Source organism: Luteimonas notoginsengisoli, from assembly GCF_042648885.1.
Lineage (GTDB): Bacteria > Pseudomonadota > Gammaproteobacteria > Xanthomonadales > Xanthomonadaceae > Luteimonas > Luteimonas notoginsengisoli.
Window position 1 is genome coordinate 324,397 of the sequence record NZ_JBHRYF010000009.1, and the last position, 20,961, is coordinate 345,357.

At 68.8% G+C, this 20,961-nt stretch carries 22 protein-coding genes and 1 tRNA gene; 15 read left to right on the forward strand and 8 right to left on the reverse strand.

Annotation, left to right across the window (positions count from 1 at the left end; genetic code table 11):
- Positions 1-120: 120 nt before the first annotated feature.
- The 4 genes from panC to pcnB all read right to left on the reverse strand — a co-directional run bounded on the left by panC (position 121) and on the right by pcnB (position 3,887).
- Positions 121-966, reverse strand: a complete 846-nt coding sequence (gene panC, locus ACFOM9_RS13590; protein ID WP_386711852.1) for a pantoate--beta-alanine ligase — start codon at positions 964-966, stop codon at positions 121-123.
- A 228-nt stretch (positions 967-1,194) separates the two neighbouring features.
- Positions 1,195-2,010 (reverse strand): 3-methyl-2-oxobutanoate hydroxymethyltransferase, encoded by an 816-nt coding sequence (gene panB, locus ACFOM9_RS13595; RefSeq protein ID WP_386711855.1) that lies wholly within the window; start codon positions 2,008-2,010, stop codon positions 1,195-1,197.
- Positions 2,011-2,049: 39 nt separating this feature from the next.
- Complete coding sequence (gene folK / locus ACFOM9_RS13600; protein WP_386711858.1) at positions 2,050-2,547, reverse strand: 2-amino-4-hydroxy-6-hydroxymethyldihydropteridine diphosphokinase; 498 nt, start codon at positions 2,545-2,547, stop codon at positions 2,050-2,052.
- On the reverse strand, positions 2,544-3,887 hold the full coding sequence (pcnB, locus tag ACFOM9_RS13605; RefSeq protein WP_386711861.1) for a polynucleotide adenylyltransferase PcnB: 1,344 nt from the start codon (positions 3,885-3,887) through the stop codon (positions 2,544-2,546). Before pcnB ends, folK begins: the two co-directional genes overlap by 4 nt.
- Before the next feature lie 135 nt (positions 3,888-4,022).
- On the opposite strand from pcnB, the gene ACFOM9_RS13610 reads away from it, so the two are divergent.
- Positions 4,023-4,098, forward strand: a tRNA-Glu gene (locus tag ACFOM9_RS13610).
- A gap of 369 nt (positions 4,099-4,467) precedes the next feature.
- Complete coding sequence (gene fdxA / locus ACFOM9_RS13615) at positions 4,468-4,791, forward strand: ferredoxin FdxA (protein ID WP_386711864.1); 324 nt, start codon at positions 4,468-4,470, stop codon at positions 4,789-4,791.
- Between the two features lie 218 nt (positions 4,792-5,009).
- On the opposite strand, the gene ACFOM9_RS13620 is transcribed toward fdxA, so the two are convergent.
- The 3 genes from ACFOM9_RS13620 to dapA form a co-directional block, all read right to left on the reverse strand.
- Positions 5,010-5,522, reverse strand: coding sequence for a hypothetical protein (locus tag ACFOM9_RS13620; protein ID WP_386711867.1), 513 nt, complete (start codon positions 5,520-5,522; stop codon positions 5,010-5,012).
- Positions 5,523-5,535: 13 nt separating this feature from the next.
- Positions 5,536-6,060, reverse strand: coding sequence for a hypothetical protein (locus tag ACFOM9_RS13625; RefSeq protein ID WP_386711870.1), 525 nt, complete (start codon positions 6,058-6,060; stop codon positions 5,536-5,538).
- Positions 6,061-6,153: 93 nt separating this feature from the next.
- Positions 6,154-7,062, reverse strand: coding sequence for a 4-hydroxy-tetrahydrodipicolinate synthase (dapA, locus tag ACFOM9_RS13630; RefSeq protein WP_386711873.1), 909 nt, complete (start codon positions 7,060-7,062; stop codon positions 6,154-6,156).
- 123 nt (positions 7,063-7,185) lie between these two features.
- On the opposite strand from dapA, the gene ACFOM9_RS13635 reads away from it, so the two are divergent.
- The 6 genes from ACFOM9_RS13635 to ACFOM9_RS13660 all read left to right on the forward strand — a co-directional run bounded on the left by ACFOM9_RS13635 (position 7,186) and on the right by ACFOM9_RS13660 (position 12,221).
- Positions 7,186-7,818, forward strand: coding sequence for a glycine cleavage system protein R (locus tag ACFOM9_RS13635; RefSeq protein ID WP_386711876.1), 633 nt, complete (start codon positions 7,186-7,188; stop codon positions 7,816-7,818).
- A complete protein-coding gene (locus ACFOM9_RS13640; RefSeq protein WP_386711879.1) occupies positions 7,818-8,321 on the forward strand; it encodes a peroxiredoxin in 504 nt (167 codons plus the stop codon). The genes ACFOM9_RS13635 and ACFOM9_RS13640 overlap by 1 nt, the downstream gene beginning before the upstream one ends.
- A 97-nt stretch (positions 8,322-8,418) precedes the next feature.
- A complete protein-coding gene (locus ACFOM9_RS13645; RefSeq protein ID WP_386711882.1) occupies positions 8,419-9,813 on the forward strand; it encodes a PhoH family protein in 1,395 nt (464 codons plus the stop codon).
- Positions 9,814-10,485: a YoaK family protein gene (locus ACFOM9_RS13650; RefSeq protein WP_386711885.1), complete on the forward strand. Its 672-nt coding sequence runs from the start codon at positions 9,814-9,816 to the stop codon at positions 10,483-10,485.
- A gap of 48 nt (positions 10,486-10,533) precedes the next feature.
- A complete protein-coding gene (gene thiD, locus ACFOM9_RS13655) occupies positions 10,534-11,349 on the forward strand; it encodes a bifunctional hydroxymethylpyrimidine kinase/phosphomethylpyrimidine kinase (RefSeq protein WP_386711888.1) in 816 nt (271 codons plus the stop codon).
- A gap of 59 nt (positions 11,350-11,408) precedes the next feature.
- The gene (locus ACFOM9_RS13660; protein WP_386711891.1) at positions 11,409-12,221 is read left to right on the forward strand and encodes an alpha/beta hydrolase family protein; all 813 of its coding nucleotides are present in this window, start codon (positions 11,409-11,411) and stop codon (positions 12,219-12,221) included.
- A 49-nt stretch (positions 12,222-12,270) separates the two neighbouring features.
- Here ACFOM9_RS13660 and galE read toward each other — a convergent pair whose 3' ends face one another.
- Positions 12,271-13,350 carry a UDP-glucose 4-epimerase GalE gene (galE, locus tag ACFOM9_RS13665; protein WP_386711894.1) on the reverse strand — a complete coding sequence of 360 codons (1,080 nt, stop codon included), beginning with the start codon at positions 13,348-13,350 and terminating at the stop codon, positions 12,271-12,273.
- Positions 13,351-13,543: 193 nt separating this feature from the next.
- Here galE and ACFOM9_RS13670 point away from each other — a divergent pair, with 193 nt between their 5' ends.
- The 7 genes from ACFOM9_RS13670 to ACFOM9_RS13700 form a co-directional block, all read left to right on the forward strand.
- Positions 13,544-14,833, forward strand: a complete 1,290-nt coding sequence (locus ACFOM9_RS13670; RefSeq protein ID WP_386711897.1) for a nucleotide sugar dehydrogenase — start codon at positions 13,544-13,546, stop codon at positions 14,831-14,833.
- Between the two features lie 246 nt (positions 14,834-15,079).
- Positions 15,080-16,087: an NAD-dependent epimerase gene (locus ACFOM9_RS13675; protein ID WP_386711900.1), complete on the forward strand. Its 1,008-nt coding sequence runs from the start codon at positions 15,080-15,082 to the stop codon at positions 16,085-16,087.
- A gap of 119 nt (positions 16,088-16,206) precedes the next feature.
- Positions 16,207-16,809 carry an XrtA/PEP-CTERM system exopolysaccharide export protein gene (locus tag ACFOM9_RS13680; protein WP_386711903.1) on the forward strand — a complete coding sequence of 201 codons (603 nt, stop codon included), beginning with the start codon at positions 16,207-16,209 and terminating at the stop codon, positions 16,807-16,809.
- Positions 16,809-18,392 (forward strand): XrtA system polysaccharide chain length determinant, encoded by a 1,584-nt coding sequence (locus tag ACFOM9_RS13685; RefSeq protein ID WP_386711906.1) that lies wholly within the window; start codon positions 16,809-16,811, stop codon positions 18,390-18,392. The genes ACFOM9_RS13680 and ACFOM9_RS13685 overlap by 1 nt, the downstream gene beginning before the upstream one ends.
- Before the next feature lie 10 nt (positions 18,393-18,402).
- Positions 18,403-19,170 (forward strand): CpsD/CapB family tyrosine-protein kinase, encoded by a 768-nt coding sequence (locus ACFOM9_RS13690; RefSeq protein ID WP_386711910.1) that lies wholly within the window; start codon positions 18,403-18,405, stop codon positions 19,168-19,170.
- A 56-nt stretch (positions 19,171-19,226) separates the two neighbouring features.
- A complete protein-coding gene (locus tag ACFOM9_RS13695; RefSeq protein ID WP_386711913.1) occupies positions 19,227-20,492 on the forward strand; it encodes a hypothetical protein in 1,266 nt (421 codons plus the stop codon).
- Positions 20,493-20,502: 10 nt separating this feature from the next.
- Positions 20,503-20,961 (forward strand): hypothetical protein (locus ACFOM9_RS13700; protein ID WP_386711915.1); only part of this gene is annotated, 459 nt, incomplete at its 3' end.

Genomic DNA, 20,961 nt, shown 5'->3' on the forward strand with positions numbered 1-20,961 from the left:
GGCCGCGGACAAGGGCCGGTGTCCGTGCAACCCTCGACGGCGGCGGGAGCTTCGGGCGCCCTCCGGGAAAGACGCAAGGAGCTCGCGGCTGAAGCCGCTCCTACGGAATCCGGAGTCGTGCTACGCGGTGAACTCGAGGTTGTCGATCAGGCGCGTGGGCCCCAGCCGGGCGGCGACGAGTGCGACGCGCTCGCCCGAAGCGTCGTCCGGTTCCGCCAGCAGGCGATCGCGCACCACGGCGTAGTCGACCGCGAATCCCGCGGCCTCGAGCATCACCCTGGCCTGGGCTTCCACGGCCGCGCGCGGCGTGCCGGCCTCGGCCGACGCACGCATGCCGAGCAGGGCGCGGCGGATCGTCGGCGCCACCGCACGCTCCTCGGGCGACAGGTACTGGTTGCGCGAGCTCATTGCCAGCCCGTCCGGTTCCCGCACGATGTCCGCCGGCAGCAGTTCCACCGGGAATGCCAGGTCACGGACGAGGTAGCGGATCACCGCCAGCTGCTGGTAATCCTTGCGTCCAAACGCCGCCACGTCCGGCTGCACCTGGTTGAACAGCCGCGACACCACGGTCACCACGCCGTCGAAATGCCCGGGGCGGTGCGCGCCGTCGAGCACGTCGGTGATCCCGGGCACGCGCATGCGCACGGCGTTGGCGGCGCCGAATGGATACATCTGTCCGACCGAAGGCAGCCAGGCCAGGTCGCAGCCGGCGGCCTGGAGCCCGGCGACGTCGGCTTGCGCCGTCCGCGGGTAGCGTTCGAAGTCCTCGTCCGGACCGAACTGGGTGGGGTTGACGAACACGCTCGCCACGACGCGGTCCGCATGCCGGCGCGCCAGCTCCACCAGCGAGAAGTGTCCGGCGTGCAGGTTACCCATCGTCGGCACGAAACCAACGCGCAGGCCGGCGCGCTTCCAGGCGGTGACGCGCGCGCGCAGTGCTGTCAGTTCGGTAACGGTTTCGATCATGCGAAATTATTCGTGGCCACGGATAGGTGGATGAAAGCGGAAGCTAAAAACAGCGTGGTCAGTGCGGGAATGGAACCGGGTCATCACCGTGAAGCGTTGGGCCGCAACGCGCCCTTGGCACTTCCTGCCGGCGCCGCTGCAGCGCTCCCGAGGGGATCGACGACTCGTCGCAACATCCATCGCTTCGCCCTCGATCCACGTGATCCGTGCCCCGGCGCTGAAAGCACCTCAGGCGTAGGAATGCGCTTCATCGGGAAAACTGCCGTCGCGCACCGCGGCGACGAAGGCCTGCACCGCGCCAGCCACCGACCCGCCTTCGGCGAGGAAATCCTTGACGAACTTCGGCCGCCGATGACTGCCATGCAGGCCGAGGACATCGTGCAGCACCAGCACCTGGCCGTCGCAGTGCGGGCCGGCGCCGATGCCGATGGTCGGGATCGAGCTCTCCGCGGTGATCGCCTGCGCCAGCGACGACGGGACGCATTCGAGCACCAGCAGGGTCGCGCCTGCGTCGGCGACGGCCGCAGCGTCCGCGCGCAGCCCGCGCGCAGCCTCGTCTTCGCGCCCCTGCACCTGATAGCCGCCCAGGCGCAGCACCGATTGCGGCGTCAGGCCCAGGTGCGCGCAGACCGGGATCTCGCGCTCGGCCAGGAAACGAATGACGTCGAGCTTGTGGCCCGCCCCTTCGAGCTTGACCATGCCCGCGCCGGCCTGGAGCAGGCGCGTCGCGGCGTCGAGCGCGCGCTCGGGCGTCGCATCGGCCTGGAACGGCAAGTCCGCCACCAGCAGCGCGCGCGTCACCCCACGCGCCGCGCAGGTGGTGTGGTAAGCGATGTCGTCGACGGTGACCGGCAGGGTGGAATCGTGCCCCTGCACCACCATCCCCAGCGAATCGCCGACCAGCAGCAGGTCGATGCCGTTGTCGTCGAACACGCGGGCGAAACCGGCGTCGTAGACGGTCAGCATCGCCAGCTTGTGTCCGCCGCGCCTGGCCTCGGACAGCGCCGGCACGGTCAGGGGCTTGCGGTCATCGGGCGTGTACATGAAGAAGGTCCGGGATGCGAGGCGCGGCGCATTGGGCCGTCAGGGTAACGCCTCGATCCCGTCCACGGCCATGCCTGCGAGCGCCGAACGCACCGTTCCATGCCCGGGGATGCTCGCTTCCGGCGCGATCGCCGCCAGCGGCACCAGCGCGAATGCGCGTTCGTGCAGGTGCGGGTGCGGTACGCGCAGGCCGGGCTCGTCGATCATGTCGGCGCCGAACAGCAGCAGGTCCAGGTCGAGCGTGCGCGGGCCCCAGCGCGCCTCGCCGTCGTGGCGTTCGCGGCCGAACTGGCGTTCGACCTCGAGCAGCGCGTCGAGCAGCGCGCGAGCGTCGAGCCGGGTTTCCAGCCGGGCCGCGGCGTTGATGAAATCAGACTGCGCGACCGGGCCCCACGCCGGGGTCCGGTACAGCGGCGAGGCACGCAGCAGGCGCGTCTCCGGCAGGCGGTCGAGCGCGGACAGCGCCTCGCGCAGGGTCGTGGCGGCGTCCCCGACGTTGCCGCCAAGCCCGACCAGCGCGATCGTTGCCGCCTTCATTCGGCGGACGCGGCGGGCCTGCGGCGGCGCCGACGCCGGCGCGGCGCGGCGGCCGTGTCGTCGCCCTCGCTTTCCGGTTCCGGATGCAGCGCGATCGCGTTGTCCGGATCGTTCTGTGCGTCGCGCCAGAAGGCGATGTCGTCGGTGTGCTCGTCGGATGCCACCTGGCGCAACGCCAGGAAGTCGAACGCAGCGCGGAATCGCGGATGCGCGAGCGTGCGCATCACGCGCTTGCGCTGGCGCTGCCCGGACTGGGTCGACGACAGCCGCGATTGCAGCAGCCAGATTTCCTGCATCGGCAGCGAAAAGCGACGCGGCAGCGCGATGGTGGTCAGCTGGTGGACCGTGACCCGGTCGGCGGCGCGGCGCTGGGCCTCGACCGCCTGCACGCCCTGCGCCTGCAGCGCGATCAGCGCGCGGCAGTAAGCCGGCCACAGCAGCAGCGCGAACAGGAAGGCCGGCGATACCGGCTCGTCCGCGCGCACCCGCGCATCGGTGCCGCGCAGGCCCTCGATGACCACGCGCCGCAGGGCGCCGCTGCGATTGGCCTTGAGCGCCGAGGCCGATTCCGGGAACAGCGCGGCAAGCAGGCCGAAACGTTCCAGGCCCAGGAAGCTTTCTTCCGCGTAGCCGGACAGAAACAGCTTCAGGCACTCTTCGAACAATCTGGCCGGCGCGGCATCGCCCAGCAGCGGCGCCAGCGCCGGGATCGGCGCGGCGGTCGCGTCGTCGATGCTGAATCCGAGCTTGGCCGCGAAGCGCACCACGCGCAGCATCCGCACCGGATCCTCGTGGTAGCGGGTCTCCGGGTCGCCGATCAGCTTGAGTATCCGGTTCTGCACGTCCTCGAAGCCACCGACGTAGTCGTGCACCGAGAAGTCGTCGACCGTGTAGTACAGCGCGTTGGCGGTGAAGTCCCGCCGCACCGCGTCGTCCTCGATCGTGCCGTAGACGTTGTCGCGCAACAGGCGGCCGTCGTCATGCACCTGGCGGTCGCCGCTGCCGTCGTCGACGTTGGCTCGGAAGGTGGCGACCTCGATGATCTCGCGCCCGAACACCACGTGCGCCAGGCGGAAACGGCGGCCGATCAGGCGGCAGTTGCGGAACAGGTGCTTGACCTCGTCCGGCGTGGCGCTGGTGGCGACGTCGTAGTCCTTGGGATGCCCGCCGACCATCAGGTCGCGCACGGCGCCGCCGACCAGGAACGCCTGGTGGCCGCCCTCGCGCAGCCGGTACAGCACGCGCAGCGCGTTGGGGCTGATGTCCTTGCGGGAAATCGGGTGTTGGTCCCGCGGAACGACACGCAGGGTCACGGAAGCAGATGGGGTCTGGTTCGGCATCGGGCAGCCAGTGGATCTCCGGGTTGGGCTGCCGCTTGGCGGCATCCGTATCGTTGCTATACTAGCAAGCTGCACGGCACCAGACGGATGCCATGCAGGCCGGCCGTCCAGCCGGAGTCGCCCAGGCGACACCCCGCTCCCTTCGTCTAGAGGCCCAGGACGTGGCCCTCTCAAGGCTAAAACACGGGTTCGAATCCCGTAGGGAGCGCCATATATCCGTCGGTTCCGATACCGGCCCGCGCAGCGCCGCGACCGTGTAATCGGAGACGACCTGCCCGGCATGATCGTCCATCCCCGCCCACGGGGATGGACGCTCGACCTTGTACGGCACTGCAGGGCTAATGGCCGAGCGACCGCCGCGCTGCACGGCGCCGGGCAGCGGAACAGCGACGCGGAGCAGCGCGCGTGCCCACATTCCACGCCGGCCACTTCGGCCTTGCGGGCGCGGCTTCCGCCGCGCCCTCATGTCGTGACGTAAAGGTCCAAGGACTCGCGACTGAGCCGTTCCTGCCCGGGCTGTGCGCGCCGCATCCGCACAAGCCGTTAAAATGGCCCCGCCACCGAACCAGAGTTCCAATCCATGCCCTTCGTCGTCACCGAGAACTGCATCAAATGCAAGTACACCGACTGCGTCGAGGTGTGCCCGGTCGACTGCTTCCACGAAGGGCCGAACTTCCTGGTGATCGATCCCGACGAGTGCATCGACTGCACCCTGTGCGAACCCGAGTGCCCGATCAATGCGATCTATCCCGAAGACGACGTGCCAGCCGGTCAGGAGCAGTTCGTGGCGCTCAACGCGGAGCTGGCCAAGGCCTGGCCGGTCATCACCGCCCGCAAGGACGGCCTGCCGGATGCCAAGGAATGGGAAGGCAAGCCCGACAAGCTGTCGCTGCTTGAGCGCTAGGCGCGGGCGGGTCCGTAGCTTTGACGCACCCCAGGCTTCGTGGGAGCGGCTTCAGCCGCGAGTGTGTGGTCTGCCGCTTACAACGAATGGGGACAAGGCCGAAGGGCCCACCGTTGCGCCCAATGCTGAAAGCACACCCTTGCCCAAGCTTCGCCAGGTTAGCAGGACAGGAAGCTGAAGCTCGCGGCTGAAGCGCCTCCTGCGCGGTACCGGCGACATCACTTGCGCGGCCTGGCTTTGGATCCGCGCTTGCCCGTCGTGGGCAGCTTTACCGGCTGCCGGTAAAGCGCGACTTCCGCCGGCACGCGCCGTGCCAGCACCTGCAGCAGGTCGGCGGCCGCTGCGCTCTGGATCGCCTGCCCCTGCGGCCCCAGCGCGTCGACCCGGGTGCGCAAGCCCTGGCCGGGCGTCTCGATCACCAGCGCGCGCGTGCGGACCAGGAAATGCTCGCCGCGGTAGCGGACGTCGTACAGGCCCAGCATCTGGGCGCGCCCTTCGTACTGGACGCCATCGAGCGCGACCAGGATCTTGCCAATCGTGTTCCAGGTGTCGAGCATGCTCTCGGTGACGGTGAACGCCCCGCCGTCCGCGGGCGCCGGAAAGACCACGGGCTCGGGCCGCAAGTCGGTGTCGCCATGGCACCCGCCCACGACCAGCGCCAGCGCCGTGGCCATGAACGCAATGCGGCCCGTCACCGGGCCGCGTTGCAACACAAGGGAGCGGGCGGTCATCGCCGTCCGGGAATCAGCCCGCGCCCAGCGCCGCCTTCAGCGCGGAAACCAGCTTGGTCGGGGCCGCGCCCGTCGCGGGCAGGCCGCGCGGATCCACCGCCGAGACGTAGGCACCCGCCTGCACCTTGGTCACCCGCAGCAGGAACTTGCTGCCTTCGTAGTCGACATCGTAGGTGCCCAGGATCTGGGCCTTGCTGGCGATGGTGACGCCCTCGGTCGAGGCCAGCACTTCGCCGATCTTGTCGAACACCGCATCGCGATCGCCCTGCACGGTGAAGCCGGTGTTGTCGGGCGCCGGGGACGCGGCGGGCGTCATCGAGGAGCGGCTGACCGACTGGGTCGCGTCGCCGGGCAGCTTCATCGCACCGGCGGTGTCCGGCAGGTTCAGGTCCGGCGGCACTTCCAGCGGACGGCTTTCCGGGCTTTGCGCGTACAGGTCGTTGCCCTTGCGGAACCAGCTGCAGCCGGAAGCGGCGAGGACGGCCACGGCCAGCGCGGCAACGGCAAGGAAGCGGAGCGAGGGGGCGGAATGACGCATCTGGATCTCCTGCGGGTCAGGTCGCGAGTGTATCGCGGCCGGAGTGGGCTGTTCACTTGATTCGGGCCAGGGACGCGGCCCGGCGAGGCTGCGTCAGCTGGCGTTGCCGTTACCGGCGAACTCGCCCTCGATCCGGGCGACGACGTCCGCCATTCGTTCGGCCAGGCCGGCGTGCGCCGGCGACAGCTCGGTCAGCGGCAGCCGCAGCGCCCGGCCGAAACCTTGGCGGGCGAGCAGCGCCTTGAGCGGAATCGGGTTGGATTCGACGCCCAGGAAGTCGTAAAGCGCGTGCAGGCGGGCATCGAGCGCGGCGGCCTCGGCCTCGTCGCCCGCGCGCGCCAGGTCGCACAGTCTGCGGAACGCGCATGGCACCACGTTCGATGCCACCGACACGACACCATCGGCGCCGGCGAGCATGGCCCGCATCGCGGTCGAATCGTCGCCGCCAAGGACCGCGAAACCTTCCCCGCGCAGCGCCAGCAGCGCCTGCATCCGCTCGGGCTCGTTGCGCGCCTCCTTGATGCCGACGACCTGCTCGTGGGCTGCCAGTTCGGCGACCGTGTCGGGCAGCATGTCGCAACCGGTGCGCCCGGGCACGTTGTAGAGCACCACGGGCACTGCGGCGTCGTCGGCCACGGCGCGGAAATGGGCGATCAGTCCCGCCTGCGTCGGGCGCACGTAGGGCGGCGTGACCACCAGAGCGGCGTCGGCGCCGAGCGCGGCGGCGCGGCGGGTCTGTTCGATGGTCCTGGCCGTGTTGGACAGGCCGGTACCGGCGAGCACCGGCAGGTGGCCGCCAAGCTCCTCCACCGCTGCGCGGAGCAGGGCGTCGTACTCGGCGTCGAACAGGGCCGCGGCCTCGCCGGTCGAACCGGCGACCACGACCGCCTGCGTGCGGGCCTGGCGCTGCGCCTGCAGCAGGCGGCGCCAGGCGTCGAGATCGAGTTCGCCGGCGGCCGTGAACGGGGTCGCGAGCGCGGTGATGCTTCCGGAAAGTCGCACGCTGTGTTCCGCCGGGCTTGAATTCATGGGGGTTCGCACGCTTGCGCGCGGACGCTCGATCGGCTGGCGGATGCCGGTGATCTTGCCGCTGATCTTACTTGCGGCGCGAAAGCGCGGGCAAGTATGCTGGCGGCAGCATCCCGGCCACGCCGGGCCGCCGTTGACGACTTTCTCGCCCCGGACGCCGCCTTGACCGATCCAGACACCGCTGCACGCCCCGCGCCGAACGAGAACTACCTGCTGATCAACGCCTACACGACGCATCCGCAGTCGCCGTTGCTCGCGGTCACCCGGCGCATCTCCGACAGCGGTTGCAACCTGGTCGACACGCGCCTGTCCACGGTCGGCCGCGACGTGTCGGTCACCGCGCTGGCGACCGGCTCGTGGGATGCGGTGGCCAAGCTCGAGGCGATGCTGACCCGGCTCGAACGCGAGGAAGGCCTGAAGCTGGTCTGGTACCGCACCGGGCCCAAGCCGGTCCAGTCCAACCTGCTGCCGTACATCGTCGAAGTGGTGGCATCGGACAAGCCGGGCATCCTGTTCCAGCTGGCCGATTTCTTCGACCGGCAGACCATCACCATCGAGAGCCTGCATTGCTCGCGCTACCGGGCGATGCAGACCGGCGCCGACATGTTCTCTGCGCAGGTCACCATCGGCGTGCCGGCCGACATGCACATCGCCGCGCTGCGCGACGATTTCCTCGAGTTCTGCGACCACCTGAACCTCGACGCCATCATGGATCCGATGAAGTTCTGATGCCCGACGCCTACGCGCTCAATCCCGGCGACAAGGTTCCGGCGAAACTGCCGCTGGCATTGTCGAACGGCGAAACCGCGAAGCTCGGCGACTACGCGTCCGGCGACGGCAGCGGCCAATGGCTGGTGCTGTACTTCTATCCCAAGGATTCGGCGCCCGGCTGCACCACGGAAGGACTCGACTTCAACGCGCTGCTGCCCGCGTTCCGCAAGCTCGGCGCGACCGTGCTGGGCGTCTCGCGCGACTCGCTGAAAAGCCACCAGAATTTCTGCGCGAAACAGGGCTTCGACTTCGCGCTGGTCAGCGACCCAGACGAGACGCTGTGCCGCGCCTTCGACGTGATCCACGAGAAGAACATGTACGGCCGCAAGGTCGTGGGCATCGAGCGCAGCACGTTCCTGATCGATCCGCAGGGACGCATCCATGCCGCCTGGCGAAAGGTCCGGGTGCCAGGCCACGCCCAGGCCGTGCTCGACGCGCTCAAGGAAGCCCGGGCGCAGTGACGCCCCTGTTGCCCGCACGATCCCACTGCCCCGCCCCGCGGGTCGCGGTGGCCCGCCGCTGTCCGTCCACCCACGCTCCTTCCGCCAGGATGCCCCGATGACCAAAGGCAAGCGCATCTACGTGCTCGACACCAACGTGCTGATGCACGATCCGACCGCGCTGTTCAAGTTCGAGGAGCACGATGTGTTCCTGCCGATGCAGGTCATCGAGGAACTCGACAACGGCAAGAAGGGCACGTCGGAAGCCAGCCGCAACGCGCGCCAGGTCAGCCGCTTCATCAACGAGTTGATCGAAGCCGAGGGCGCGGACAAGATCGCGACCGGCCTGCCGCTCCGGCGCCCGAACGGCCTGCAGCTGCGCGGGGCCGACAGCATCGGCCGGCTGCAGTTCCAGCTCGGCGCGCTGGAATCGCGCAAGCGCGGCGGCGACAAGGCCGACAACGACATCATCGATTCGATTCTCGCGCTGCGGCAGTCCGAGCCCGGCACGCCGGTGGTGTTCGTGTCCAAGGACATCAACCTGCGGATCAAGGCCGCGATCGCCGGCATCGCCAGCGAGGACTACGAGAACGACCGCGCGCTGGACGATTTCAGCCTGCTCTACACCGGCGCCAACCCGCTGCCCGAGGACTTCTGGCAGCGCCACGGCAAGGACCTAAAGTCCTGGACCGAGAAAGGCCGCACCTTCTACGAGATGGCGCTGGCCGAGGACGAGGACTGGTATCCGAACCAGTTCCTCTATCTGCCGGGCGACGAGCAGACCGAGCTGCGCGTGACCAGGGTCGTGGATGGGCGCGCGACCCTCCAGGTGGTCGACGACTACCGCAACAGTTCGCATTCGGTGTGGGGCATCAGCGCGCGCAACCGCGAGCAGAACTTCGCGCTCAATGCGCTGATGGACCCGGAGGTCGACTTCGTCACCCTGCTGGGCACCGCCGGAACCGGCAAGACCCTGCTGGCGCTCGCCGCGGGCCTGGCGCAGACGATGGACCAGCAGCGCTACCGCGAGATCATCATGACCCGCGCCACGGTGAGCGTCGGCGAGGACATCGGCTTCCTGCCCGGCACCGAAGAGGAAAAGATGACGCCGTGGATGGGCGCGCTGACCGACAACCTCGAAGTGCTCACCCACAACCAGGAAGGCGGCAGCTGGGGGCGGGCTGCGACCAACGACCTGCTCGCCTCGCGGATCAAGATCCGCTCGCTGAACTTCATGCGCGGGCGCACGTTCCTGAGCCGCTGGCTGATCCTGGACGAGGCGCAGAACCTGACGCCCAAGCAGATGAAGACCCTGATCACGCGAGCGGGGCCCGGCACCAAGATCGTGTGCCTGGGCAACGTCGAGCAGATCGACACGCCCTACCTCACCGAGACCACGTCGGGCCTGACCTACGCCGTGGACCGCTTCAAGGACTGGGCGCACAGCGCGCACATCACGCTGCGCCGCGGCGAGCGTTCGCGACTGGCCGACTACGCGTCTGAAGTGCTGTAGATGGCCGAACGGCTTGCGGGCTGGGTGTGGGTCGGCGGCGCCGCGCTCGCCTGTGTCGGCGGCATCGTCAACGTGGTGGGCTTTCTCGGCTACCAGCACCAGGCCATCACCCACCTGACGGGCAACACGTCGTTGCTGGGCGCGGCGCTGGTCGGCGGCGACGGGCCCGCGACGCTCCACCTGGCGGTGATGCTGGGCGCCTTCGTCGCGGGCGCGGCCCTTGGCGGGCTGATCGTCCAGGACAGCGCGCTGCGGCTCGGGCGACGCTACGGCGTCGCGCTGTCGATCGAATCGCTAATGCTGTTCGCGGCGATCCCGCTGTTCCGCCAGCAGCACCTGGCCGGCCCGCTGCTCGCCGCGATGGCCTGCGGACTGCAGAACGCCATGGCCACGAGCTACAGCGGCGCGGTGGTGCGCACCACCCACCTGAGCGGCATGTTCACCGACCTGGGGATCATGCTCGGCCACGCCTTGCGCGGGATGCCGCTGGCACGTCGGCGACTCGCGCTGTGCGTGCTGATCATCAGCTTCTTCTTCGCCGGCGGCGTGTTGGGCGCGTGGCTGTTCGCGCGCACGGGCTATGGCGCGCTGTACTTCCCCGCGGTGCTCACCGGAGCCGCCGGGGTGGGCTACGTCCTGTACCGGCAACTGCACCGGAACGCTTCGGCCTAGCCGGAACCGCCCAAGGATGTCCGGCGCGGATTACGCGACAATGCGGGCATGATCACCCTTCCCGGTTCGCGTCCGCCCTGCGCCCTGACCATCGCCGGCTCCGACTCCGGCGGTGGCGCCGGGATCCAGGCCGATCTCAAGACCTTTGCCGCCCATGGCGTGCACGGGCTGTCGGCGATCACCGCGCTGACCGCGCAGCACACCCGCGGGGTGACCGCGGTGCACGTGCCGCCGGTCCCATTCCTGCGCGCACAGATCGATGCCTGCTTCGACGACTTCGAGATCGGCGCGGTGAAGCTGGGGATGCTGGCCTCGGCCGAGGTGATCCATGCGGTGGCCGACGCGCTGGAAGCGTATCGGCCGCCGCACGTGGTGCTTGACCCGGTGATGGTGGCGACGTCCGGCGCGCGACTGCTGGAGGCCGACGCCCTCGACGCACTGCGCGGTCGCCTGCTGCCGCTGGCCACCGTGCTGACACCGAACATCCCCGAGGCCGAACTGCTGCTCGACGCGCGAATCGCCGACAGCGCCGCGGCCGACGCCGCGGTGCCGGCGCTGCGTGCACTCGGCGCGGAGGCGGTGCTGCTCAAGGGCGGGCACCTTGACGAGGGCGACGAGGTGATCGATCGCTACGCCGATGCTGCCACCCGGTCCCGCTACCGCCATCGGCGCATGGACGTCGACGGCCACGGCACCGGCTGCACCCTGGCCTCGGCCATCGCCGCCAACCTGTGCTTGGGGATCGGCCTGCCCGAGGCCTGCCGCGCCGCTACCGACTACGTGCACGACGCCATCCGGCGCGGATATGCGCCGGGGCGTGGCAGCGTGCGCGTGCTCGACCATTTCGGCGCGCGTCGGCCGTGACTCGAACACCTGCGGCAGACAGCGGCGAATCCGCGCATGGCATTTCGCGCGACATCCCCTTGGTCGCCGCTGACGGACATCGCTTCGCGCTGCTCGCACGGATTCCCGACCGCGCCGAACGAGCGCTGCTGTGGCTGCCCGCGCTGGGGGTGGCGGCCAGGCACTACCTGCCGCTGGCCGATGCGCTGGCGCGACGCGGCGTCGCGGTGTTCGTGCACGAGTGGCGCGGCAACGGCAGCAGTTCGCTGCGCGCGGGGCGCGGCTGCGATTGGGGATATCGCGAACTTCTGCAGTGCGACCTGCCCGCAAGCGATGCGGCGATTTCCGCGGCCTTACCCGCGGCCGCGCGCGTGCTCGGTGGTCACAGTCTCGGCGGCCAGCTGGCGTGCTGCCGCCTGGCGCTCGATCCCCGGTCGGCACGGTCGCTGTGGCTCGTCGCCAGCGGCGCACCGTACTGGCGGGCGTTTCCGCCGCCGCTGCGGTGGGCCTTGCCGCTGGCATACCGCTTCCTGCCATGGTTGGCCGATATGCGCGGCGCCCTGCCCGGGCGTCGCATCGGCTTCGGCGGCAACGAGGCGCGCGGCCTGATCCGCGACTGGGCGCGCAGCGCGCTCAGCGGCCGCTACGCGGCCGAAGGACTTGACCAGGATCTCGAAGCGCGCCTGGCCGGGATCGAGGTACCCGTGCGCGCGACGGTGCTTCGCGAGGATTGGCTGGCGCCGGAATCCTCGCTGCGCTTCCTGTTGTCCAAGCTGCCGCGCTCTCCGGTGCAGGTGGCCGGCCTCGACGCCGACTTGCTCCGGGCCCGCGCCGACCATTTCGCGTGGATGCGCGAGCCCGAAGCAGTGGCCGCATTCCTGGCCGGATCGTAGCCGCGTCGCGCCTACCGCTGCCGCGGGGACGGATCGCGCAACGCCGCGCTCAACCGACGGCGAGCGCCTCCCGTGCATCGCGTTGCGACGCAGCGGCCTCGCCGACCTCGGCCGCGTCGCCGCGGTAGCCGTCGGGATTCATCGACTGCCAGCGCCAGGCATCGCGACACATCGCATCGACGCCGAGCTCGGCGCGCCATCCCAGCAGGCGCTGCGCCAGCGAGGGATCGGCGTACACCTCGGCCACGTCGCCGTCGCGGCGGGCCACGATCTCGTAGGGGACATCGCATCCCGACGCACCGGCGAATGCGCGGGCCAGTTCGAGCACGCTCACCCCGCGGCCGGTGCCGAGATTGACGGTCAGGCTGCGGTCCTCGCCCACGAGGTAGTCGAGGGCATCGGCATGCGCGCGCGCCAGGTCCATGACGTGGAGGTAGTCGCGCACGCCGGTGCCGTCGATGGTCGGCCAGTCGCCGCCGAACACCTGCAGCCGCGCGCGACGCCCCACCGCCACCTGGCTGATGTAGGGCATCAGGTTGTCGGGCACGCCGCCCGGATCCTCGCCGATCAGTCCCGACGGATGCGCGCCGACCGGGTTGAAGTAGCGCAGGTTGGCCGCCCGGAACGCCGGATCGGATTGGCACAGGTCGCCGATCAGCTGCTCCATCACCAGCTTGGTGCGGCCGTACGGGTTGGTGGTCCGAAGCGCGGCGTCCTCGCGCACGGGCACGCGCTCCGGATCGCCGTATACGGTTGCCGACGAGCTGAACACCAGCCGCTTCACGCCCGCCGCCTCCATCGCCTGCAGCAGCTGGATGGTGCCGCTGATGTTGTTGTCGAAGTACGCCAGCGGCCGTCGGCAGGAGTCGCCCACGGCCTTGAGCGCGGCGAAGTGCACGACGGCGTCGAAGCCCGCGCCTTCGAACAGCGCGTCCACCTCGGCCCGGACCCGCAGGTCGGCCTGGCGGAATGCGACCGGGGCACCGATGATGCGCCGCAGCCGATCCAGCACGCGCGGCGAACTGTTGGCGAAGTTGTCGGCCACCAGCAGGTCGTGCCCGCGCCCGGCGAGTACCACGCAGGCGTGGCTGCCGATGTAGCCGGCGCCGCCGCAGACCAGGATCCGCATCTTCCACTTCCCCACGAGTGCACTGTTCCGACAAACGCGGGAAGCAGGCGATTCCGGCAACAATCCCCCCGGATGGCCTCGCAGCGGCGGTGAATGCGTTTAGCCAGTCACCATCCATCCACTCTTTCGTCGAGCAGCCGGTCCGATAGACTGCGCCGATCGACCCACAGGGCCCTTCGATGATTTCACTCACATGACCGCGGCGCTTCCTTCTCCAGATGACATCCGTATCGCCGTGATCGGGTTGGGCTACGTGGGCCTGCCGCTGGCAGCCACCTTCGGCCGCCGCTATCGCACCCTGGGCTTCGACATCGATGCCGCCCGCATCGCCGAGTTGCGCCAGCACCACGACCACACGCTGGAAATGTCCGGCGACGAATTGCGGGCCGCCGACAAGCTCGAGTTCAGCAGCGACCCGCAGGCGCTGGCCGGCTGCAACGTCTTCATCATCACCGTGCCGACGCCGATCGACGACTACAAGCGTCCCGACCTGCGCCCGCTCGAATCGGCCAGCCGCACCGTGGGCCGCGCGATCGGTCGCGGTGGCGTGGCGATCTACGAATCGACCGTCTATCCCGGCGCCACCGAGGAAGTGTGCGTGCCGATCATCGAGGCCGAGTCGGGGTTGAAGTTCAACGAGGACTTCTTCGCCGGCTACAGCCCCGAGCGCATCAACCCGGGCGATCGCGAGCACCGGCTCGAAACCATCCTCAAGGTCACCTCCGGCTCGACGCCGGAAGCGGCCGAATTCGTGGACGCGCTGTACGCCAGCATCATCACCGCCGGCACCCACAGGACGTCGAGCATCCGCGTCGCCGAAGCCGCGAAGGTCATCGAGAACACCCAGCGCGACGTGAACATCGCCCTGATCAACGAACTGTCGCTGATCTTCCACCGGCTCGGCATCGACACCCACGAAGTGCTCGAGGCAGCCGGTACCAAGTGGAACTTCCTGCCGTTCCGTCCCGGGCTGGTCGGCGGCCATTGCATCGGCGTCGATCCCTACTACCTGACCCACAAGGCGCAGCAGATCGGCTACCACCCCGACGTGATCCTCGCCGGGCGCCGGATCAACGACTCGATGGGCAGCCACGTCTCCGAACGCGTGGTGAAGCTGATGCAGCAGCGCGGCTTCCAGACCGCGGGCGCCAGGGTGCTGGTGCTGGGACTGGCGTTCAAGGAGAACTGCCCGGACCTGCGCAACACGCGCGTGGTGGACATCATCCGCGAACTCAAGAGCTACAACGCCGAGGTCGACGTGCACGATCCGTGGGTCGCGTCCGCGCATGCCGAAGCCGAATACGGACTGTCGCTGATCGAAGAACCCGCGCCGGGCAGCTACGACGCCGTGGTCCTGGCGGTGGCGCACGACCGGTTCGTCGCGCTCGGCGCCGAGGGCGTGCGCGCGTTCGCCAAACCAGGCGCGGTGCTGTTCGACGTCAAGCGCGCGCTGCCGCGGGCGAGCGTCGACGGCTGCCTCTGAACCCGTTCCGCGATCAGGGTACGGCGGCCGGCGCCTCAGGCATTCTGTGGGATCAGCCTGGGGCGCACGTTTCGAGCGCGCGGTTGACGTGCGCGCTGGTGCCGACGCTGGCCCGCAAAAACGCTGGCCAGGCAATGTCGCGAAGTCTGAAACCCGCGAACGCAAGCGGCGCGCAGCGCCGCCCCGCCTCCATGCCACCGCCTGTTACCGTCTATTCTTCTGCACTCTCGGATACCAGACACCACCATGCGCATCCTCGTCACCGGCGCGGCCGGATTCATCGGTTCCAGGCTCAGCGAGCGCCTGCTCGCGCGCGGCGATGAGGTGCTCGGCTACGACAACCTCAACGATTATTACGACCCGCGGCTCAAGGAAGCCCGGCTGGCGCGGCTGACGCCCCTGCCCGGCTTTTCGTTCCTGCGCGCATCGCTGGAGGACCGCGCGACGCTCGACGCCGCCTTCGCCGACTTCAAACCGCAGCGCGTGGTCAACCTCGCCGCGCAGGCCGGCGTGCGCTATTCGCTAGAGAACCCGCACGCCTACGTCGAGAGCAACATCGTCGGCTTCATGAACATCCTCGAGGCCTGCCGCCACAACGACGTCGGCCACCTCGTCTATGCCTCGTCGAGTTCGGTCTACGGCAACAACCGCAAGCTGCCGTTCGCGGTGGAGGACAGCGTCGACCACCCCGTCAGCATGTATGCGGCCACCAAGAAGGCCAATGAACTGATGGCGCATACCTACAGCCACCTGTTCGGGTTGCCGACCACCGGGCTGCGCTTCTTCACCGTGTACGGCCCCTGGGGACGGCCCGACATGGCGCTGTTCCTGTTCACCCGCAAGATCCTTGCCGGCGAACCGATCGACGTGTTCAACCATGGCCGCCACACGCGCGACTTCACCTATGTAGACGACATCGTCGAGGGCGTGATCCGCACGCTGGACCACGTGCCCGGGCCCGATGCCGACTACGACCCGCTGGCGCCATCGCCAGCCACGTCGAGCGCCCCGTACCGCGTGTACAACATCGGCAACAACCAGCCGGTGGAACTGCTGCGCTACATCGAAGTGCTGGAGCATTGCCTCGGGCGCAAGGCCGAGAAGCGGCTGCTCCCGCTGCAGCCTGGCGACGTGCCCGACACCTATGCCGACGTGGTCGCCCTGCAGCGCGACACCGGCTATTCGCCGTCGACTCCGATCGAAACCGGGGTAGCGCGGTTCGTGGATTGGTATCGGGAGTTCTACCCGGCCTGAGGGCAACCCTGGAGTCCCGCGCATCGCGCTCTGCCCGATGGTGGCCGCACCGGATCGCGATTCGCGTTCCTACAGACAGGCTCCAGGGAGTAAGACCGATGCGCCATCTACACGGAACGATGCTTGTCTCTTGTCTGTCGCTGCTGCTGGGCGCATGCGCCGGCGCGGGGAAGACGACATCGGGCCCGCCACCCGCCGCCGCCATCAAGGCGGTCGATTCCTACATGATCGGCGTCGACGACATCGTCCAGGTGACGGTCTGGCGCAACCCCGACCTGGGCATCACCGTGCCGGTCCGACCGGACGGCATGATCTCGGTGCCCCTGGTGGGCGACGTCGCCGCCGCCGGCAAGCCACCCGCCGAGGTGGCGCAGGACATCCAGGAAAAGCTGGCCGCCTACGTCCGCGATCCGCAGGTGGCGGTGATCCTCACCGACCTGCGCAGCCATGAATACCTCTCCCGTGTGCGGGTCACCGGCGCGGTGCGCCAGCCGGTCTCGATCCCCTACCGGCCGGGCATGACGGTGCTCGACGCCGTGCTCGCAGCAGGCGGGGTCACCGAGTTCGCAGCCCCGGACCGCTCGGAACTGCACCGCAAGCTCGAGGACTCGGCGTCGGCCTACTCCGTGCGGCTCGACCGCATCCTCGGCAAGGGTGACCTGTCCACCAACTACCCGGTGTCGCCGGGCGACGTCATCACCATCCCGGAACGCGTGCTTTGATGGGACAGATCGCACTTCCGCAGCGGCGACCCGCGCTGGCCGCCGCGGCCGCCAACACCTTGCCGCCCAACGAGCTGATTCCGGTCCTGGTGAGCGAGGGCCGCCGCCGCATCGTGCCGATGGTGGCGATCTTCGCCGGCATCGCCCTGCTCACGCTGCTGATCGGGCTGCTCGTGCCGCAGAGCTACAGCGCGTCGACGACGATCCTCGCCCAGGAAAGCGACATCATCCAGCCGCTGCTCGAAGGCCGCGCGGTGGCGACCGGGGTGATCGACCGCGCCGGCATCGCCCGCCAGGTGATCTACAGCCGGCGCGTCATGGAAGACATCCTCAAGACCGGGGGCTGGCTCGACGAGAACCCGACCCCGCTGCAACGCGACCGCCTCATGGAGGAAATCCAGAGCCGGATCCGCATCACCGCCCCCCGGGTCAACCTGGTCGAGATTTCCTATCGCGACTCCGATGCGCGCCGCACCTTCGAGGTGACCGACCGCCTGGCCGAGCTGTTCATCAAGGAGTCGCTGGCGACGAAGGAACGTGAAAGCCGGGACGCCTACGAGTTCATCAACAAGCAGGTCGAGGATTACCACAAGAAGCTGACCGACGCGGAGAGCAACCTGCAGGCCTACCGCGGCCAGAACGCCGATGCGCAGCCCGGCACCGCGACCGACGTCAACACCCGCATCAGTTCGCTGCGCACGCAGGTCGAGCAGACCCGCATGACGCTGCTCGAACAGCAGTCGCGGCAGCAATCGCTGTCCTCGCAGCTCGCCGGCGAGTCCGCGGTCACCGCGGTGCAGACCCGCGACACACTGTACCGTTCGCAGCTGATGGAGCTGCAGACACAGCTCGACACCCTGCTGCTGACCTACACCGACCAGTATCCCGACGTGGTGCGCATCCGCCACCAGATGGCCGATATCCGTCGATCGATGGAGAACGAGAAGCAGCTCAGGACCAATATTCCGCAGGCGGCCGGCGCGTTCGAGGACACCCAGCTCAACCCCCACTACCAGGAATTGCGCAGCCAGCTTGCGCAGGCGCAGCGCGACGTGGCGGCGACCCAGTCGCGCATGGGCATTTCGCAGTCCATGCTCGACGGCGAACTCGATCGCAGCCGCCGCGTGGCCGCATCGGAGAGCGTGCTCGCCGAGCTGACGCGTGACTATGAAGTCAACCGCGACCTGTACCAGGACCTGCTGCGCCGGCGCGAGAACGCGCGCGTCTCGATGGAGCTGGACCGTGAAAAGCGCGGCCTGACCCTCCGCGTGCAGGATCCCGCGGTCATGCCGCTGCGCCCGACCGGCCTGCGCTTCATGCACATCGCCCTGGCCGGCCTGCTGCTCGCAATCGCGGTGCCGCTCGGCCTGCTGTTCCTGCTCGCCAGGTTCGATCCGCGCATCCGCTCGCCGCGCACCCTGGAAAGGCAGATCGACATCCCGCTGCTGACCGTGGTGCCGGTCTACAACACCCGGCATGATCGCCGCGTCCGGCTCATGCGCGTCATGACCAGCGCCGCCATCGTGACGATCGTCGTGGCCGCGTATGCCGCCATTTACGGCTACAAACAGCTGCACGCCTGAGATGCATGACATGAATCGAGACGACCACCTCGGCGCAGCGGTTTCGACGACGCTCGACGGATCCGAAGCGACTGCCGCCACCGATCATTCCCGCCGGTCCATCGCCCGTGCCGTCGATTCGACGGCGCTGAGCGCGCGCGGACTCGAAGAACGCAGGTTGATCCACCGCAATGATTCCGTGCGGCAGCATGCGGACGCGTTCCGCGAACTGCGCACCAAGCTCCTGGCAGCCGGCGACAACCGCAACTCCGTGATCCTCGTGGCGCCGGTCGCGCATGGATGCGGCGGCAGTTTCGTGGCCCGCAACCTCTCGGTCGCCTTCGCGTTCGATGAAACGCGCTCGGCGCTGCTGGTCGACTGCGACTCGCGCCACCCCGCCCAGCACGCCGCTCTGGATGTCGAGGCCACCGGCGGCGGCCTGATGGACTACATCGACGATCCGGCGATGGACATTTCGCGGATCGTCTACGCCACCGGCATCCCGCGGCTGAGGCTCGTGCCCAGTGGCCGGGTCCGCGAGACCACGGGCGAGCGCTTCACCTCGTTCCGGATGCGCACGATGATCGATTCGCTGCGCAGCCGCTTCGACGACGCGCAGCTCATCATCGACGGCCCGCCGGTGCAGGGTTCGCCGGACGCACGGATCCTGTCGGCATTGGCCGACCATGTCGTGCTGGTCGCTGGATACGGCCGCGTGACCACCGAGCAGATCAACCAGGCGGCGGCGAACTTCGAGCCGGAAAAGCTGGTCGGCGTGGTGTTCAACAACACCCCATAGGAAGGCGAAGCATGGCGACCAGGCGCGCGGATCAGGCAAGGCAAAGGTTTACTGGAGTGGCGGCGGGCCTGCTCGCAGCGGTGTCTTCCACCGCGGGCGCGGTGCAGATCGACTACACCGTCGACGCCGGCATCCAACAGGACGACAACGTCACCCTGAGTCCTGTCGACCCGATCGAACAGCGCTTCCTGCGCGCGGGCTTCGGCTTCGGTGTGCGCCAGGACTCGTCGATGTTCCAGCTCAGCCTCGACGGCCGCGCGGAGTATCGCAACTATCGCGACGACGTGTTCTCGGACACGCTCGACGGCACCATGACCGGACGCCTGAACTGGGTCGCAATTCCCAGCCGCCTCCACTTCACCGCCGAGGACAGCCTGACCGTCCAGCCAGTGGACGCGCTGGTCCCCAATGCCCCGGGCAACCGTCAGCAGGTCAACGTGCTGTCCGTGGGTCCGACGATGCTGTTCCAGTGGTCGCAGACGGTCAGCGGCCAGGCCGATCTGCGCTATATCGACAGCCGGGCCGAGGTGACCGAGGAGTTCAATTCGCGCCGCTACGAGCTTTCGCTGCGCGGCGTCAAGCAGCTCGACCCGACCTCGAGGGTGTCGCTCAACTCCCAGTTCCAGGACGTCGATTTCGATGAGGAAGCTTCACCCGATTACCGTCGGATCAACCTCTATGCGCGTTACGCCAGGACCTTGACGAGGTTCGACCTCGGCGTCGACGCCGGCTACTCGTGGATCCACTACCGCACCAGCACCCGCCAGGATCCGCTGCTCCGCCTCAACCTCGGCTGGCGCCCGACCCAGCGCAGCGAGTTCGAACTGGTCGCGATCAACCAGTTCTCCGACACCGCGACCGATGCCCTGACCGGCATCCCGCCCAACGCCACGGTCCCGGAATTCGTGCCCGTCGGCGACACGGTGATCAACGCCTCGGCGTTCCGCACGCGGCGTCTCGCCCTGGACTACATCTACACCGGGCCCCGGCTGCAGTTCCAGCTCGGCCCGTATGTCGAAACACGGCGGTACATCGACGCGGACATGTACGACGAGGACGTCGACGGCGGCCGGTTCGACCTCAGCTGGCTGCTGCAGCCGCGCACGACCATCGGCCTGCTGGGCAACTACGACGTCCACGATTACCGCGTCCTCGACCGCGAGGACAAGGTGATGCGCGCCAGCGCCTATGCGCAGCGGGAGTTCTCGCGACACTGGAGTGCGCGCCTGGAATGGGTCCGCTACGAGCGGACTTCGTCGCTGGCGCTACAGAACGTCGCCCAGAACACCGTCTACCTCAGCATCATCTACAGCAACCGCTGAGGCCCGGACCATGCAGCCCGCCCGCCAACCCCGACCTCCGGTCAGGCGACGGGCGTGGCCGGGAATCGCGCTGCTCGGCTTCGCGTTCGTGGCCGCCGCGATCGGTCATTGGACCGGAGATGCAGCACCGACTGATGGAACCAGGGCGCAAACGCTCGTAGCACCCGCTCCCACCTCGCGGGCAGCCGTGGAGCCGGTTGCGACGCCGACCGCCCCTTCTCTTGCACCTGGCAGCCTCGAACCGGATCTCGCGTTCGTGGATCGCAGGTCGGCCGCGTACGCACGGTTCCGCGATTGGGTCGATCGGGCTGTTTCCGGCGAACCGGGCTACGCGTTCTCCGCCATGGACGCCGCCCTGATGTACCGCCTCAAGCCGGCCGACAAATATTGCGACCTCGCGATCGCCATGGTGGAAGAGCAGGTCGTGGACGCGGAAGCGGCCATTGCCGGCGGTGGCCGGCCCGCCGTA